At 73.5% G+C, this 16,061-nt stretch carries 16 protein-coding genes; 8 read left to right on the top strand and 8 right to left on the bottom strand.

Translation table 11 applies throughout. From position 1 onward, the window contains the following. Positions 1–3: 3 nt before the first annotated feature. Complete coding sequence (locus tag ACZ4TG_RS31300) at positions 4–1,233, top strand: acyl-CoA dehydrogenase family protein (RefSeq protein ID WP_468169204.1); 1,230 nt, start codon at positions 4–6, stop codon at positions 1,231–1,233. A 188-nt stretch (positions 1,234–1,421) separates the two neighbouring features. Continuing rightward, the gene (locus ACZ4TG_RS31295) at positions 1,422–2,621 is read left to right on the top strand and encodes a S8 family peptidase (RefSeq protein ID WP_468169201.1); all 1,200 of its coding nucleotides are present in this window, start codon (positions 1,422–1,424) and stop codon (positions 2,619–2,621) included. Positions 2,622–2,733: 112 nt separating this feature from the next. Here the strand turns inward: ACZ4TG_RS31295 and ACZ4TG_RS31290 are convergent, their stop codons facing one another. From ACZ4TG_RS31290 to ACZ4TG_RS31280, 3 genes are all read right to left on the bottom strand, one after another. Beyond that, entirely contained in the window at positions 2,734–3,342 is a 609-nt protein-coding gene (locus ACZ4TG_RS31290; protein WP_468169198.1) for a TetR/AcrR family transcriptional regulator, read from the bottom strand. 64 nt (positions 3,343–3,406) lie between these two features. Continuing rightward, positions 3,407–5,374 (bottom strand): class I adenylate-forming enzyme family protein, encoded by a 1,968-nt coding sequence (locus tag ACZ4TG_RS31285; protein WP_468169442.1) that lies wholly within the window; start codon positions 5,372–5,374, stop codon positions 3,407–3,409. Positions 5,375–5,394: 20 nt separating this feature from the next. After that, positions 5,395–6,159 (bottom strand): SDR family oxidoreductase, encoded by a 765-nt coding sequence (locus ACZ4TG_RS31280; RefSeq protein ID WP_468169195.1) that lies wholly within the window; start codon positions 6,157–6,159, stop codon positions 5,395–5,397. Between the two features lie 110 nt (positions 6,160–6,269). Between ACZ4TG_RS31280 and ACZ4TG_RS31275 the strand changes: the two genes are divergently transcribed. The 4 genes from ACZ4TG_RS31275 to ACZ4TG_RS31260 all read left to right on the top strand — a co-directional run bounded on the left by ACZ4TG_RS31275 (position 6,270) and on the right by ACZ4TG_RS31260 (position 10,577). Next, entirely contained in the window at positions 6,270–7,547 is a 1,278-nt protein-coding gene (locus tag ACZ4TG_RS31275; RefSeq protein ID WP_468169192.1) for an exo-beta-N-acetylmuramidase NamZ family protein, read from the top strand. A gap of 84 nt (positions 7,548–7,631) precedes the next feature. After that, positions 7,632–9,053, top strand: coding sequence for a serine-threonine protein kinase (locus ACZ4TG_RS31270; RefSeq protein ID WP_468169189.1), 1,422 nt, complete (start codon positions 7,632–7,634; stop codon positions 9,051–9,053). Between the two features lie 148 nt (positions 9,054–9,201). Continuing rightward, entirely contained in the window at positions 9,202–9,801 is a 600-nt protein-coding gene (locus ACZ4TG_RS31265) for a hypothetical protein (RefSeq protein ID WP_468169186.1), read from the top strand. Next, positions 9,798–10,577, top strand: coding sequence for a 3-keto-5-aminohexanoate cleavage protein (locus ACZ4TG_RS31260; RefSeq protein ID WP_468169183.1), 780 nt, complete (start codon positions 9,798–9,800; stop codon positions 10,575–10,577). Before ACZ4TG_RS31265 ends, ACZ4TG_RS31260 begins: the two co-directional genes overlap by 4 nt. Here the strand turns inward: ACZ4TG_RS31260 and soxR are convergent. Next, complete coding sequence (soxR, locus tag ACZ4TG_RS31255) at positions 10,552–11,001, bottom strand: redox-sensitive transcriptional activator SoxR (RefSeq protein ID WP_468169180.1); 450 nt, start codon at positions 10,999–11,001, stop codon at positions 10,552–10,554. The two genes, ACZ4TG_RS31260 and soxR, sit on opposite strands and share 26 nt — an antisense overlap. Before the next feature lie 108 nt (positions 11,002–11,109). On the opposite strand from soxR, the gene ACZ4TG_RS31250 reads away from it, so the two are divergent. Beyond that, a complete protein-coding gene (locus tag ACZ4TG_RS31250; protein WP_468169177.1) occupies positions 11,110–11,571 on the top strand; it encodes a MaoC family dehydratase in 462 nt (153 codons plus the stop codon). A 21-nt stretch (positions 11,572–11,592) separates the two neighbouring features. Here ACZ4TG_RS31250 and ACZ4TG_RS31245 read toward each other — a convergent pair whose 3' ends face one another. The 3 genes from ACZ4TG_RS31245 to ACZ4TG_RS31235 all read right to left on the bottom strand — a co-directional run bounded on the left by ACZ4TG_RS31245 (position 11,593) and on the right by ACZ4TG_RS31235 (position 13,843). Further along, on the bottom strand, positions 11,593–12,237 hold the full coding sequence (locus tag ACZ4TG_RS31245) for a TetR/AcrR family transcriptional regulator (protein ID WP_468169174.1): 645 nt from the start codon (positions 12,235–12,237) through the stop codon (positions 11,593–11,595). A gap of 60 nt (positions 12,238–12,297) precedes the next feature. Next, positions 12,298–12,615, bottom strand: coding sequence for a YiaA/YiaB family inner membrane protein (locus ACZ4TG_RS31240; protein ID WP_468169171.1), 318 nt, complete (start codon positions 12,613–12,615; stop codon positions 12,298–12,300). Between the two features lie 76 nt (positions 12,616–12,691). After that, positions 12,692–13,843 (bottom strand): acyl-CoA dehydrogenase family protein, encoded by a 1,152-nt coding sequence (locus ACZ4TG_RS31235; protein ID WP_468169168.1) that lies wholly within the window; start codon positions 13,841–13,843, stop codon positions 12,692–12,694. 77 nt (positions 13,844–13,920) lie between these two features. Here ACZ4TG_RS31235 and ACZ4TG_RS31230 point away from each other — a divergent pair, with 77 nt between their 5' ends. Beyond that, positions 13,921–14,568, top strand: coding sequence for a TetR/AcrR family transcriptional regulator (locus ACZ4TG_RS31230; protein ID WP_468169165.1), 648 nt, complete (start codon positions 13,921–13,923; stop codon positions 14,566–14,568). A 410-nt stretch (positions 14,569–14,978) separates the two neighbouring features. On the opposite strand, the gene ACZ4TG_RS31225 is transcribed toward ACZ4TG_RS31230, so the two are convergent. Then, positions 14,979–16,058, bottom strand: coding sequence for a Zn-dependent alcohol dehydrogenase (locus ACZ4TG_RS31225; protein ID WP_468169162.1), 1,080 nt, complete (start codon positions 16,056–16,058; stop codon positions 14,979–14,981). Positions 16,059–16,061: the final 3 nt, after the last annotated feature.

The raw sequence follows: 16,061 nt of genomic DNA, 5'->3' as shown, positions 1-16,061 counted from the left end.
CCCATGGATTTCGCATTCGACTCCCGGACCGAGGAACTCCGCGAACGGCTGCTCGCGTTCATGGAGGAGTACGTCTACCCGGCGGAGGCCCTCGCCGCCGAGCAGCGCGCAGGGCTGGCCTCGCCCTGGGAGACCCCGGCCGTCTTCGGTGAGCTGAAGGCCGAGGCGCGCCGTCAGGGCCTGTGGAACCTCTTCCTTCCGGATGCCGAGTACGGTGCGGGCCTGACGAACCTCCAGTACGCCCCGCTCGCCGAGATCACCGGCCGCAGCCCGCACCTGGCGCCGATGGCGACGAACTGCGCCGCTCCGGACACCGGGAACATGGAGCTCCTCGCCCAGTTCGCGAGCGAGGAGCAGAAGAAGCAGTGGCTCCAGCCGCTGCTGGCCGGGGAGATCCGGTCCGCGTTCGCGATGACCGAGCCAGAGGTGGCCTCCTCGGACGCCACGAACGTCGAGACCCGCATCGAGCGCTCGGCGGGCGGCGACGAGTACGTGGTCACCGGCCGCAAGTGGTACATCTCCGGGGCGATGAACCCGGACTGCAAGGTCTTCATCGTGATGGGCAAGACCGACCCGGAAGGCGCCGATCCGCGCCGCCAGCAGTCGATGATCCTGGTCCCCCGCGACACCCCGGGGGTCGAGGTCCGCCGCGCGATGACGGTGTACGGGTACGCCGACCACGACCACGGCGGCCACGCCGAGGTGGTCTTCGACGGGGCGCGGGTCCCGGCGGCGAACCTGATCGGCGAGGAGGGCACGGGCTTCGCCATCGCCCAGGCCCGGCTCGGCCCGGGCCGCATCCACCACTGCATGCGGCTGATCGGCATGGCGGAGCGGGCCATCGAGCTGATGTGCCGGCGCGCGATCGGACGTACGGCCTTCGGCAAGGAGCTCGCCGCGCAGGGGGTCGTACAGAACTGGATCGCGGACGCCCGGGTCACGGTCGAGCAGTTGCGGCTGCTGGTGCTGAAGACGGCCTGGCTGATGGACACCGTCGGGAACCGGGGGGCGCACACCGAGATCCAGGCCATCAAGATCGCGACCCCGCGGGCGGTCGTGCAGATCCTGGACCAGGCGGTGCAGTTGCACGGCGCGGGCGGGGTCAGCCAGGACTTCCCGCTGGCGGAGCTGTGGGCGGCGGCGCGCACGCTGCGGCTGGCCGACGGGCCGGACGAGGTGCACCAGCGCTCGCTGGCGCACCGGGAACTGGGGAAGTACCGGGCGCGGCCGTGAACGTGTGGCATTCGTGCGGGAGTTCGGGCGAACATGTGTGCATGGTGAAGGCAATGCGGGGGTCGTTTTAAGAAACCTTGTTGAATAAGCCCGGAGGGCGGGGCGTTCTTGATTTGCGCCTGTCAATCGGAACAGGGTTCTCCAGAAGGTTTGACGCCCCACACGTCAACACGAGGAGAACCCTCCAGATGGCAACTCACAAGCGCTCGCGCGGTCTTCGGTACGCGGCAGTCGCGACCGGAGCCGCCACCGCGGCCGCGGTGACCCTGCTCGCCACCCCCTTCGCGGGGGCGGCGGCACCGGCCGAGGGCACGGTCTTCGGACTGGGCGCACCCGGCGCGATCAGCGGCAGCTACGTCGTCATTCTCGACGCGTCCGCGAACAAGGAGCAGCTCGCCCGCAAGTACGGCGGCGAACTGCAACGCACCTACGGCTCCGGGGTCAACGGCTTCTCGGCCTCGGGCCTGAGCGAGACCGAGGCCAAGCGGCTCGCGGCGGACCCTGCCGTCGGCAAGGTCGTGCAGAACAAGAAGTTCAGCATCAACGCCACCCAGGACAACCCGCCCTCATGGGGACTGGACCGGATCGACCAGACCAAGCAGGCGGGAGACAAGAAGTACAACTACCCCGACGGCGCCGGTGAGGGGGTGACGGCGTACGTCATAGACACCGGCATACGCACGACCCACAAGGACTTCGGCGGCCGCGCCACGTCCGGTTTCGACGCGGTGGACAACGACGACAGCGCGGACGACGGCAACGGCCACGGCACGCACGTGGCCGGCACCATCGCCGGGACCGCGCACGGCGTCGCCAAGAAGGCGAAGCTGGTCGCGGTGCGGGTGCTGGACGACAACGGCTCCGGCACCACCGAGCAGGTGGTCGCCGGGATCGACTGGGTCACCGAGCACCACTCGGGGCCCTCGGTGGCCAACATGAGCCTGGGCGGCGGTGCGGACGAGGCGCTCGACGAGGCCGTGCGCCGGGCCATCGCCTCGGGCGTCACCTTCGCCGTGGCGGCGGGCAACGACTCGGCGGACGCCGGGACGGGCTCCCCCGCCCGGGTTCCGGAGGCGATCACCGTGGCGTCGAGCACCATCGACGACGCGCAGTCGCCCTTCTCCAACTTCGGCTCCGTGGTGGACCTGTACGCCCCCGGCTCGGACATCACGTCCGACTGGAAGGACAGCGACACCGCGACCAAGACCATCTCCGGCACCTCCATGGCCACCCCGCACGTGGTGGGGGCCGCGGCCGTCTACCTGGCCGGGCACCCGTCGGCGACCCCGGCGCAGGCTGCCGCGGCGCTGACGGCGGCGGCGACCGCGGGCGCGGTCACCAACCCGTCGGCGGGCACGGTGAACAAGCTGCTGAAGGTGGCCCCGTAGCGGGTGTCCGGAAGCTCCTGACCGGCCCGTCCTGCGCCCGCCCCCGTTTGGGGTGCGGCGGAGGGCGGTCCGGTCGGCCGTGCGGAGGCCTGCCGGTCGTCCCTGCGGACGTCTAGGGGCGCAGCGCGCGCAGCAGCAGGTCGGCGAGGTGGTCGGCGACCTGCTGCGGCGTGAGGGGGCCGTCCGTCCGGTACCAGGTGGACAGGTGGTGCACGGAGCCGAAGTGGTAGTCCACCACCAGGTCGGCGGGGGTGGCGGAGGAGAACACCCCGGTCCGCTGGCCCTCCTCGACCAGGGCCCGGAAGCGCTCGTGGTAGCGCCGGCGCTCCGCCCGCACCTGCTTGAACTTCTCCGGGCTGAGCTGGTGCATCGACCGGAAGAAGATCATCGCGTCGTCGAGGTTCTCGATGGTGGTGACCACCACGTCGGCGGCCGCGGCGCGCAGCCGCTCCTCCACCGGTGCGTCGGAGCCGGCCACCGCGTCGAGGCGCTGCTGCTGGAGGCGCAGCATCCGCGAGTACACCTCGTGCAGCAGGTCGTCCTTGGACCCGAAGTAGTGGTAGAGCGCGCCCTTGGTCACCCCGGCCGCCTCGACGATCTCCTGTACGGAGGTGCGGTCGTAGCCGCGTTCGGCGAACAGCCGGGTGGCGACGGCCAGCAGCCGCTGCGGCACCGGGGTCTCGTGGGTGCCTTCGGGCTCCGTGGTGGTCCTGGCAGCCATGGCGCTCGCCTTCTTTCCTGATCCCTCGCCTGGACGGCGACGTGGTGCGACCGTCCGACTGTTTTCAGCCACGCTCGCGCAGTTCCCGTCGCAGGATCTTGCCACTGCTTGTCTTGGGAAGGACAGGCAGGATCTCCACCTGTCGCGGGTACTTGTACGCGGCGATGCGCTCGGCGCAGTACGCGGACAGCTCCTCGGGCTCGGCCGAGGTGCCGGGGCGCAGGCTCACGTACGCCTTCACGCTCTCCCCGCGGTACGGATCGGGCACCCCGACCACGGCCGCCTCGCGCACTGCGGGGTGCGTGTACAGCACGTCCTCCACCTCGCGCGGCCAGACCTTGAAGCCGGACGCGTTGATCATGTCCTTCTTCCGGTCGACCACGTAGAGCCAGCCGTCGTGGTCCATGAACCCCACGTCGCCGGTGCGCAGTTCGCCGCCGGGGAAGGCCTTGGCGGTGTCCTCGGGCAGCCTCCAGTAGCCGGGCACGACCTGGGGGCCGCGGACGGCTATCTCCCCGGTCTCGCCGAAGGGGACCTCGGCGCCCTGCTCGTCGAGGATCCGTACGAGGGTGTCCGCGCCGGGGACGCCGACCGAGAGGGTGCCGGAGGCGGGGTCGACGGGCGCTTCGAGGTGCGGGGGCACGGAGGCGCAGGGCGCGGTGCACTCGGTGAGCCCGTAGCCGTTGCGCAGGTAGAAGCCGAACCCCGCGCGGAGCCGCTCGACGAGGGCGGGCGGGAGCGGGGCGCCGCCGGAGGAGATCACCTGGAACGAGGTGAAGTGGTCCGGGGTGACGGAAGGGTGGGCCGCCAGGGCCATGAAGGCGGTGGCGGGTCCCACGGTGTAGGCCGGGCGGTGTTCGAGGAAGGCGTCGAGGACCGCGCCGGCTTCGAATCGGTGGGCGAGGGCGAGGGTGCCCGCGTTGGTGAAGCAGGCGGCGAGCTCGCACACCATGCCGGTGATGTGGAAGAGCGGTGCGAGGGCGAAGTAGACGGCGCCCTGGGGGAGCGGGTGGCCGGTGACCTGCCGGGTGGCGTTGTGGGTGAGGGCGCCGTGCGGGTTCATGGCGCCCTTGGGGGTGCCGGAGGTCCCCGAGGTGTAGCTGATGAGGGCGGTGTCGGCGCCGGTGAGGTCCGGGTCCGGCGGGGCGGGGTGGCCCGCGCGGGCCACGGCGGTGAGGTCGGCGGGACCTGCCGGGTGCGGGTGGCGCTCCTGCGGGAGCCGTTGCTGCGGGAGCCGCTCCTGCGGGTGCCGCTCCTGCGGGTGCCGTTCCTGCGGGTGCCGTTCCTGCGGGTGCCGTTCCTGCGGGTGCCGTTCCTGCGGGTGCCGTTCCTGCGGGTGCCGTTCCTGCGGGAGCCGCTCCTGCGGGTCCGGCTGCGGGGAGTGTCCGGCGGCGGACTCCCGGGCCTGCTCGGCGGCGGGCTCCGGCGCGAGGACCCGTACGTCGTCGCGGGTCTGGAAGTCCCGGTCGCGGGCGGTCAGGGCGGTGTGCACGGCCGTACCGCGCACGGCGTCGCTCAGGTAGGCCGTCCAGGCGCGGGCGTCGCAGACCAGGGCGGCGGCTCCGGAGTCGCGCAGGATGTGGCCGACCTCGCCGGACTTGTACATGGGGTTGAGCGGCACGACGACCGCGCCGGCCTTCCAGGCGGCCAGCACGGCGAGCACGAAGTGCGGGGTGTTCTGCAGCATGACGGCGACCCGGTCGCCTCGGCGGACGCCCCGCGCGGCGAGGTGGCCCGCGACGGAGTCGGAGAGGGCGTCGGTCTCGGCGTAGGAGAGGCGGCCGTCGAAGTAGGCGATCGCCGGGTGCCCGGGGGCGCGGGCCGCGGAAGCGCGGAAGGCGTGCAGCACGCTGGGCGCCGGCGACACCGGCGCGCGCTGGCCGGCGGAGAGGCGGCCCAGCCAGGGCTTGTCGGCGTAGCGGACGGGCCGGGGCGTCGTCTCGTCGGCGGGCCGGGGCGCGGCGGCCTCGGCGAGCCGGGGCGCGGCTCCGTCGGCGGGCCGGGGCGGGGCGGCCTCGGCGGGTCCGGACATCGTGTCGTCGGCGGGCCCGGTCACTGCGTCTCCCACTTCTGCTGGAGGTGGTTCATGTTCGTCAGCCAGCGGTCCGGTTCGGTGGCGCGGGCGGCGTAGTAGTCGGCCACCTCGGGGTGCGGGAGGATCAGGAACCGGCCCTTCTCCATGCCGTCGAACAGGGCGTCCGCGACCGCTTCCGGCTCGATCGCGGTCGGCGCCAGGACGAGTTCGCCCGCCGAGCCCGCGGCGGTCAGCATGTCGGTGCGCACACCCTGCGGGCAGACCGCGTGGACCTGGACACCCCGGTGGCGGTAGGTCAGCGACAGCCATTCCGCGAAGGCGAGGGCACCGTGCTTGGTGACACTGTACGGCGCGGCCCCGATCATGGTGAGCAGTCCGGCGGCGGAGACGGTGGACACGAAGCGGCCGCTCTCCCGCTCCAGCCAGTCCGGCAGCAGGGCGCGGGCCGCACGGACATGGGCCATGACGTTGACGTCCCAGGCCGCTTCCCAGACCCCTTCTTCGGCGAACGCGTCGCCGCCCGAGGCGAGTCCGGCGTTGGCGCAGTAGATGTCCACCGTGCCGCCCAGGGCATCGCGGGCCTCCGCCACGATCGCCGAGGCGTCACCGGGCACCGCGATCGCCCGGGAGCCGATCTCGCCGGCCACGGACGCGGCCTTGACCGGGTCGAGGTCGTTGACCACCACGGTGGCTCCCTCGGCGGCGAAGCGTTGGGCGAGGGCGGCGCCGATGCCGCCGCCGGCTCCGGTGACGACGACTCGCTGGTCCTGGTACGCGCTCACGCGGTTCACCTTTCGACGCTGACGGCGGACCCGGCGGATCCGGACGGTCGTGGGCAGACTAACCAGTCGGTATGTCGGGGCGGAAGGGGGCGGCGGCCTAGCGTGTCCGGATGACGCTGTCACGACGCGGGGTGCTGGGACTGGCGGGGGCCGTAGGGGCCGTGGGGGGTCTGGGCGCGGCGGGGACCGCCCCGGAGGCGGGGCGTCCGCCCGCACCTGGCCCGGAACGTGCGGCCGCATCGGTACGGACCGGTTTCGAGCAGCTCGCCGCGGACGGGTACGGGGTGCTGGCCGGGCAGCGGATCGGGGTGGTGACCAACCCGACCGGGATCACCGCCGACGCCCGGCACCTGGTCGACGTCCTGCACGCGGACGAACGGGTGGACCTGGTCGCCGTCTTCGGGCCCGAGCACGGCTTCCGCGGAACGGCCCAGGCGGGCGGCTCGGAAGGCGCCGGGCGGGACCCGGCGACCGGGCTGCCCGTCCACGACACGTACGGCAAGAGCGGGCAGCAGCTCGCGGACGTGTTCACGGCGGCCGGGATCGACACGGTGGTCTTCGACATCCAGGACGTCGGGGCCCGCTTCTACACCTACATCTGGACCCTGTACGACTGCATGCGCGCGGCCGCACTGGCCGGCAAGGCGGTGGTGGTGCTGGACCGCCCCAACCCGGTGGGCGGCGTACGGGCGGCGGGGCCGGTGCTCCAGCGGCCGTACGCGAGCTTCGTGGGCCGGGAGCCGATCGCGCTCGCGCACGGGATGACGGCGGCCGAACTGGCGCTCTTGTTCAACGGGGAGTTCCTCAAGGACCGGCCGGTCAGCCTGCGGACGGTACGGATGACCGGATGGCGGCGCGAGTCGTTCTTCGGGGCCACCGGGCTGCCCTGGGTGCCGCCGAGCCCGAACGTGCCGACCGCGGACACGGCCCTCGCGTATGCCGGGACCTGCCTGTTCGAGGGGACCAACCTGTCCGAGGGGCGGGGTACGACCACTCCCTTCGAGCTGATCGGCGCGGAGGGGATCGACCGGCGGTGGGCAGAGGCGGCGAACGCGCTGGACGTGCCGGGGGTGTGGTTCCGGGAGGCGTACTTCACCCCCTCCTTCTCGAAGTTCACCGGGAAGGTGTGCGGCGGGGTCCGGCTGATCGTGCACGACCGCGCGGCTTTCGACCCGGTGCGGGCGGGGATCGCGCTGCTGGTCACGGCGCAGCGGACGTGGAGCGGCTTCGCGTGGCGGGCCGACCACTGGATCGACCGGCTGACCGGTTCGGACCGGGTGCGGGCCATGGTGGACGCGGGGGCCGGGGTCGAGGAGATCGCGGGTGACTGGGCGGCCGGGCTGGAGCGCTTCGCGGCGGTGCGCGAGGGGTACCTGCTCTACCGGTGATGCGGGCTTGCCGCAGGGCTGGCCGGGCAGGTGCGGCGGCAGGATGCTGGGTCCACCGGAGGGCACGGCGTGGAGGGGGACGTCATGACGGACAGCGGTGCGGGTGTGCGTGTGGAAGCCGGGGTCGGGGCCGGGGTCGGGGTCGGCGTCGGCGTCGGCGTCGGGCCTTATGCGGAGCTGACCTTCGACGCCGAGGGGGACGTGGACCGGGGCACGCGGGAGGCCGTCGCCCGGATCGAGGCCACCGACCTGCTGGTGTTCGCCCACGGCTGGAACAGCGACCGGTCCACCGCGACCCGGCTCTACGACCGGTTCTTCGCCCCCTTCCCGGGGCTGGTGGGGCCCGGGGTACGGCTGGGGTACGTGGGGGTCGTCTGGCCCTCGATCCGCTTCTCCGACGAACCGATACCGGACTTCGACACGCTCGGCGCGCTCGCGGAACCGGGCTTCGGTACCGCGCTGGACCCCGCCACCCGCCGGGCGCTCGGGGAGTTCTGGCCGGGGCGGGAGGCGGAGCTGGACCGGGTCGCCGAACTGCTGGAGGAGCGGCCGGATTCGGCGGCCGCGTTCGTCGAGTTCGGGGCGCTGGTACGGGAGCTCGCCGGGGTGGACGGGGCGGCCACGGCAGCCGCCCTCGATGTGCCGGCCATGTTCACGCGGGACGTCCTGGAGGTGTGCCGGGTCTTCACCGGGGCCCTCGTCGAGGCGGGGGCCGCACTCGGCCCGGCGGGCTCAGGGTCCGGCTCGGGCGGGCCGGCAGGCTCCGGTTCCGGTTCCGACTCAGGCACCGGTTCAGGCTCCGGCTCCGTTGCCGACGGCCCGGGGCTCGCGCCCGGCGGAGGGCTGCGGACCCTGTGGAGCGGCGCGAAGGAGGTGCTGCGCCAGGCGACGTACTACCAGATGAAGAAGCGGGCCGGGGTGGTCGGCGAGCACGGGCTGGGCCCGGTACTCGCGGACCTGGCGGTCCGTCGGCCGGCCCTGCGGATCCACCTGATCGGCCACAGCTTCGGCGCCCGGGTGGCGTCCTTCGCGTTGCGCGCGGTGCCGGACGGCTCCCGGTACGTGAAGTCCCTGACCCTGCTCCAGGGCGCCTTCTCCCACTACGCCTTCACCGACCGGCTCCCCCACGACAGGAGCCGCGGCGGCGCCCTGGGCGGGCTCCATCGGCGGGTGGACGGGCCGGTGGTCGCCTGCCACTCCCCGTACGACACCTCGCTCAGGTTCTTCTATCCGCTGGCCTCCCGGATGGCAGGGGATTCGGCCGGTGTGCTGGGTTTCGACGAGCGGTGGGGCGCGATCGGGCACGACGGGGTGCAGGCGGTGCAGGGCGCGCCTCGGCTGAGCCTCGACTCGGTCCTGCGCGACGGGCTGCCGGGGGCGGGCTGCGTCAGCGTGGACGCAGGCTCCGTGGTGCGGCGGGGCGGGGCTCCGTCGGGGGCGCACAGTGACATCTGCCACGAGGAACTGGCCCGGGTCGTGGTTGCTGCGGGGCGCATGGGGCGCTGAGTTCCGGCCACGTGCCACCCGCACGCCTCGACCGCCCCCGCATGCGCCCACACTCCGCCGGGCATGTTGGGCACGTCGAGGCGTACGACGACGTTCGACTAGTACGACGCCTTGGTGTGGGCGTGGGCGCGGCGGAGGTGAAGGTGCGATGGCGGGATTTCGGAGTCTGGCCTACCAGGTGCGGGATGCGCGCAATGACCGAGCGCTACGGCGCCACTCACTGCGCCGGTGCCTGGAGAGATTCGCCCCGTACGGGCACCGGGCGACCTGGTGGCACCTGTGCGACCGGCACGGCATCGCCCCCGAGGACCGGGGCGCGGACCCGCAGCGGCTGGTCGCCGCGCTGGAGGAGCTGGAGGAGGCCCGGGCCGTGTGGCTCGAGTACGAGCGCCAGTTCGCGGAGCGGCGCCGCCGCGAGAAGCACCACGGGCTGCGCCGGCCGGAGTGGGCGTGGGGCGGCAGCGGGGACGCGGTGGTGCGGTGCGCGGATCCGGGGATCCGGCCGGACGGCACGCTCGGCGAGGTACTGAGACGGCTGGTGCGGGCGCTGGAGTCGGAGCCGGGCACGGCCTGCCCGGTCTGTGGTGAGCAGGAGCTGCGCTGGCCGCCGGTGGGGGCGGGGCACAGGGCGTGGGCCGGGGCGTGGGCGTGGGACGGGCCGGTGTGCGGGGGCTGCGGGATCGTGGTTCCCAGACCGGCCCTGGCGGATGCGGCCGAGGTCGGTCCGGCGTCGGCGGGGGCGGCATGAGCGAGGGTGCGCGGGGCGGGGGCGGTGCGGGTACGGGCGTGCCGCTCCAGGTCTCGTTGAACGGCGGCCGGGACGCCGCCGAGGGGGCCTCGGTACCGATGTCCCCGGAGGATCTGGCCCGGTCGGCGGTGGAGGCGGTCGCCGCCGGGGCGCGGGAGGTGCTCGTGCACCCGAGGACTCCGTGCGGCCGTGAGAGCCTCTCCCCCCGGGTGGTCGGGCCGCTGCTGGAGGTGTTGCGGGGCGCGGGGGTCTCCGTACCGCTTTCGGTGCCGGCGGCCGTTCCTTCCGAAGCGGATCCCGGCGGGCGGCTGGAGCGGGTGCGGTCCTGGACGGTGCTGCCTGACCGGGCGACGGTGCGGTTCGCGGAGCCGGGGGCGGAGGAGCTGGGGCTGGCCCTGCTGACGCGCGGGGTGGCGGTGGACGCGGTGGTTCCGCTGGGCGGGGCGGCCGGGCCGGAGCCGCTGGCCCGGTTCCTGGCCTGGGCCGCGCCGGACCACGGGCGGGTCCGGCTGGTGGCGGAGCTGGCGGAGGCCGACCCCGCGCTGGTGGCGGGGCTGTGCTGGCTCCCGCCCGTGTCGTTGATGCTGTACGGGCGGGAGGCCGCCGCCTGGCCGGTGCTGCGCCTGGCCGCCCGGTGCGGGGCGGTCGCCCGGACCGGCGTGGGCGACGTACTGCACCTGCCGGACGGCCGGACGGCACGGTCGAGCGCCGAGCTGGTGGAGGCGGCTGCCCGGACCTGGGCGGAGGCCGCTAGAGCGACAGCCGGGAGCCGGTGAGGCGTTCGCCGAAGACGTCGTCGGGGTTGGACAGCGCGCAGGTCTCCAGGGACAGGCAGCCGCAGCCGATGCAGTCGGTCAGATGGTCGCGCAGGCGCCCGAGTTGCTTGATCCGCTGGTCGAGTTCGGCGCGCCAGGTCTCGGAGAGGCCCGCCCAGTCCTCGCGGGTGGGGGTGCGGCCTTCGGGGAGCCGGGACAGCGCCTCGCGGATGCTGGCGAGCGGGATGCCCACGCGCTGTGCTGCGCGTACGAAGGCGACCCGGCGCAGCGCGTCACGGGTGTAGCGGCGCTGGTTGCCGGAGGTGCGACGGCTGCTGATCAGGCCCTTGGCCTCGTAGAAGTGGAGCGCGGAGACGGCCGCGCCGCTGCGCGCGGACAGCTGACCGACGGTGAGTTCATGGATTTTCTCGGGAATCTGCGGCACGCGGCCGAGCGTAGTCGGACCGGTCGGGTTGTGCGTTGACAGATACATGTGGCCCCAGCATGCTGAGCAAGCGCTTATTTGCTGATCAGTGAGAGGCAGGGGCAGGGCATGGCCGAACCGAGGATCTTCACGTCCGCCGAGGAGCTGCGCGCCGGGGTCGGCGTTCCGCTCGGCCCGAGCGGGTGGCTGGAGGTGGACCAGAAGCGGATCGACCTCTTCGCGGACGCGACGGGCGACCACCAGTGGATCCACGTGGATCCCGAGCGGGCAGCCGCCGGGCCCTTCGGTGCCACCATCGCGCACGGGTATCTGACGCTGTCGCTGCTGCCGAGCCTGGTGCCGCAGATCATGCGGGTCGAGGGCATGAAGATGGGCATCAACTACGGCACGAACAAGGTGCGCTTCCCCTCGACCGTGCCGGTCGGCTCCCGCCTGCGCGCCACGGCCGTGATCACGGAGGTGACGGAGGCGGGCGGCGGCGTCCAGGTCACGGCGACCGTGACGGTCGAGCGCGAGGACGGCGACAAGCCGGTGTGCGTCGCGGAGTCGGTGTCCCGGTACTACTTCTGAGCCGGGGGCCGCGTCGCGGGACTACGCGCCCGCCGTCCGCCCCGGGGCGGGGCGGGCGCCCACCATGCGGAGTACGAGGTCGGCGTAGAGCGCGCCGACCTCGTCGGGCGTGCGCCGGCCGTCCACGCTGAACCAGCGGGCCACGTCGATGCACAGCGACAGGACGGCGAGGGTGGTGCCGGGCACGTCCGGGACCTCGAACTCCCCCGCGTCCACGCCCTCGGCGATGATCCGGCGCACCGCCGCATCGCTCTGCCGGCGCAGTGCCACGATTTCGGAGCGGTGCTCCGGAGCGAGAGCATCGAGCTCGTACTGGACCACGCGCGCGGTGGTGTGATGTGCCGCGTGCCACCCCACGAAGGACCGGACGGCCGCGTCGAGCCGGTCGGCGGCGGACCCCGGGCCGGAGGCGGCCGTCTCCAGGATCTCCAGCGCCTTGTCGTGGCCGATCCGGCTGATCCGGTGGAGCAGCTCTTCCTTGGTCTTGTAGTGGATGTAGAGCGCCGCCGGGCTCATGCCCGCCCGCCCGGCGATGTCCCGGGTGGTGGTGGCGTGGTACCCGCGCTCGGCGAAGGCGTCCACGGCGGCGACGAGCAGCCGCCGCGCGGCGTCGGGGTTGACCTCCGACCACGGCTGGTAGCCGCTGCTGTCCGCCGCGCTGTCCATCGCTCGCTCACCCTCTTCGCCTGGTAGGAATGGACACCTTACCGGAGGGTGAGCAAGCGCTTAGCGGTCCTGCGCGGCGGGGCCGGGCGCGGGCTTGGGCGAGAAGGGGTCGTAGCCCGTCATCAGCTTCTCCATCCGGGCCTGGTCGACCCGGCTGACGATCTGGGTGACCTCCTGGCGGTCACGGATCACCTTGGCGAGGGTGAAGGCCGAGGTGGTCAGGTACAGGACGGCGATGCCGAGGAAGGCGCGCACCCAGCCGTCGGCGTCCAGGTTGTAGATCCCCATGGCCACGGCGGCGATGGCGATGCCGAAGGCCGCGACGGCCTGGCCGTAGTACGCCCCCGTGTTCTGCTGCTTGACCGGTGTCTCGTTCATGGGTCCAGCATCGGGCGGTGTGGCCGGGGCCACATCCGTGCGCGTACTCACGTACGTACTCAGCCCGGCCGGGCGCTCAGAAGGCCGAAACCCCGGTCCGGGCGCGGCCGATGAGCAGTTTCTGGATCTGGCTGGTGCCCTCGTAGAGCGTCATCACCCGGGCGTCGCGCAACAGCTTCCCCGCCGGGTACTCGTCGATGTAGCCGTAGCCGCCGTGCACCTGGAGGGCGTTGCTCGCGGCGCGGACGGCGGCCTCGGAGGCGAAGAGCTTGGCGGTGGAGGACTCGGTGGCGAAGGGCTGCCCGCGGTCGATCAGGTCCGCGACGCGCCAGGTCAGCAGCCGGGCCGCGTCCACGTCCACCGAGATGTCGGCGATCAGCTCCTGGACCAGTTGGTGGTGGGCGATGGGCTTGCCGAACTGCTCGCGCTGGGCGGCGTACGAGACGGCCGCGTCCAGCGCCGCCTGGGCGATGCCGACACAGCCGGCGGCGACCGACATCCGGCCCTTGGCCAGCGCCGACATGGCGACGGAGAAGCCCTTGCCCTCGGGGCCGAGCATGGCCGAGGCCGGCACGCGGACCCCGTCGAGGACGAGTTCGGCGGTGGCCTGACCGCGCAGCCCGAGCTTGCCGTGGATCTCGCGACGGGTCAGGCCGGGGGCGTCGGTGGGGACGAGGAAGGCGGAGATCCCGTGGTGGCCGGGCTCGTCGCCGGTGCGGGCGAAGAGCAGGACCACGTCGGCCCAGGTGCCGTTGGTGATGAACATCTTGCTGCCGCTGACGACGTACGAGTCCCCCTCGCGCCTGGCGCGGGTGCCGAGGTTCCCGGCGTCGGAGCCGGTTCCGGGCTCGGTGAGGCCGAAGCAGCCGAGCGCGTCGCCGGAGCACAGCCGGGGCAGCCAGGCCCGCTTCTGCTCCTCGGTACCCCAGGCGGCGACGGTCTTGGCGACCAGGCCGAGGGAGACGGAGACGATGCCGCGCACGGCGGAGTCGCCGCGCCCGAGTTCCTCGGTGACCAGCACGTAGGCGAGGTGGTCGCCGCCGGAGCCGCCGTACTCCTCGGGGACGGTCAGACCGAGGAAGCCCAGGTCACCGAGCTTCTTGACGATGGACCGGTCGACGCTCTCGGCGCGGTCCCAGTCGGCGGCGTACGGGGCTATCTCGCGCTCGGTGAACTCCCGGGCGAGCCGCCGTACGGCCTCCTGCTCCTCGCTCAGCTCCAGATTCACCGGGCACCTCCGGGCGGTCCGGCGCGGGGTTAACTAGCACCGGTAGTTTATGGCGGGCAGGCCCTACTATGTGGCGCATGGCCAGACCGCGCAAGCCCCTCCTCAGCAGAGACCGCATCGTCGAGGCGGCGGGTGCGCTGGTGGACGCGGAGGGGCTGGAGGCGGTGTCGACGCGGCGGCTGGCTGCCGCGCTCGGGGTCAGCGGGCCGTCGCTGTACAACCACTTCCGCACCAAGGACGAGATCCTGGACGCGGTGGCGGACTCGGTGAGCGCGCGGGTCGACTTGTCGATGTTCGAGTCGGGGGACGGCCGGGGGTGGCGGGTCGCGCTGCACGACTGGGCTCGCTCGTACCGGGCGGCCCTGTCCGACCATCCGAACATCGTGCCGGTGCTGGCGCGTGGCCCCGGCCGCCGCCCGGCGGGCCTGCGGGTGGCGGACGCCGTCTTCGGGGCGATGACGGAGGCCGGGTGGCCGCCGGCCCACGCGACCCGGATCGGCGCTCTGATGCGGTACTTCATCCTGGGCTCGGCGGTGGGTTCCTTCGCCCGGGGTTTCGTGGACGACCAGGCGGCCTACGACCCGTCGGACTACCCGCACTTGGGCCAGGCCCACCTGCTGGCGGAGCGGCAGCGCGAGGTGGACGAGGGCGCGTTCGAGACGGGCCTCGCGGCCCTGCTGGACGGGCTGGCGATCCAGTACGAGGCCTTGCGGGACACGGCTTGACGGGTGGCTCGACGGGTGGCTCGACGGGTGGCTCGACGGCGACGGCCGGCGGTGCGGCGGCCACTCGACGGGCGGCTCCGAGCCCGTCACGGAGGCCCGGGGCTCGGCGCTCGCGTGGACTCGGGCCTGGGGCCGGGGGGACGTGCGGATCGGGGCGGTTGAGCGGAGCCGCCGGTCCGAGCCGCGGGTTCGCGCCGTGGCGCCGGCAGACACACCGGGCGCCTCTCCGCCGGCGCGAGGCCCGCTGCGGTCCCGCGACGTCGGGGCTCGCGTCGGCCGCATCCCGGGCCCCGGTGGGCAGGTGACCCCGCACGGAGTGCACACCGCACTGCCGGCGCCGGCCGACCGAGGGTCGGTCCGCGCCGGGCGGGCGACGGCCCGGTGCGGACCGGACTCGGGCGCCGGTCCGGCTAGAAGATGACCAGCGAGCGGCCGCCCTTGCCCGCCAGCATCGCGTCGAAGGCGGCCGGGATGCCGTCGAGGGTGATGCGGTCGGTGACCAGCGAGCCGAGGTCCAGGCGGCCGGCCCGCACGTGGTCGGCGATCACCGGGAGATCGCGGGCCGGGTCGCTGTTGCCGTAGACGCAGCCGGTGAGGGTGCGGGCGAAGTGGAAGATCTCCAGCGCGTGGAAGGTGACCTGCTGCTCCTTGCCACCGATGCCGACGACCGTGGTGCGGCCCCCGCGGCGGGTCGATTCCCAGGCTCCGCGGATGGTCTCGGCCCGGCCCACGCATTCGATGGCCACGTCCGCGCCCTGCCCCCCGGTGAGTGCCCGGATCTGCTTGGCGGTGGTGTCCGAGGCCAGCACGAACTCCGTGGCCCCGGCCGCCCGGGCCAGCTCCTCCTTGGCCGGGGAGACGTCGACGGCGACGATGGGGCCCGCCTTCGCGATCCGCGCCGCCTGGAGCGCCGCGAGGCCGACACCTCCGACACCGAAGACGGCGACCGACTCCCCCGGGCGGACCTGCGCGCTGTGGTGGACGGCGCCGTACCCGGTGAGCACCGCGCAGCCGAGCAGGGCTGCCTCGGCGAGCGGGATCCCGGCGGGCGCGGGCAGCACGCAGTTCGCCGCGACCACGGTCTCCTCGGCGAAGGCGGCCACGTTCAGCCCGGGGTGGAGCTCCGTGCCCCCGGCGTCGTGGGCGTAGACCGCGCCGACGCCGGCCAGGGCCTTGACGCAGAGCCAGACCTCACCGATCAGGCAGTGGTGGCACTCCCCGCAGGACGGGGCCCAGTTGAGCACCACCCCGTCGCCGGGCGCGACATGGGTGACCCCCTCCCCGACGGCCAGGACCGTGCCCGCGCCCTCGTGGCCGAGGACGGCGGGGACGGGGACCCGCATGGTGCCGTTGGTGAGGGAGAGGTCGGAGTGGCAGACCCCGGCGGCGGCGAGCCGCACCCGGACCTGCCCGGGGCCGGGATCGGGCAGCACGATCTGCCGTATCTCCAGCGGGGCTCCGACGGCGGGCAGGATGGCGGCGCGGACCATGGT

Source organism: Streptomyces sp. NPDC028314, assembly GCF_055565795.1.
Note: the sequence above shows the minus strand (reverse complement) of the source record. Positions and strands in the feature narration are given on the sequence as shown.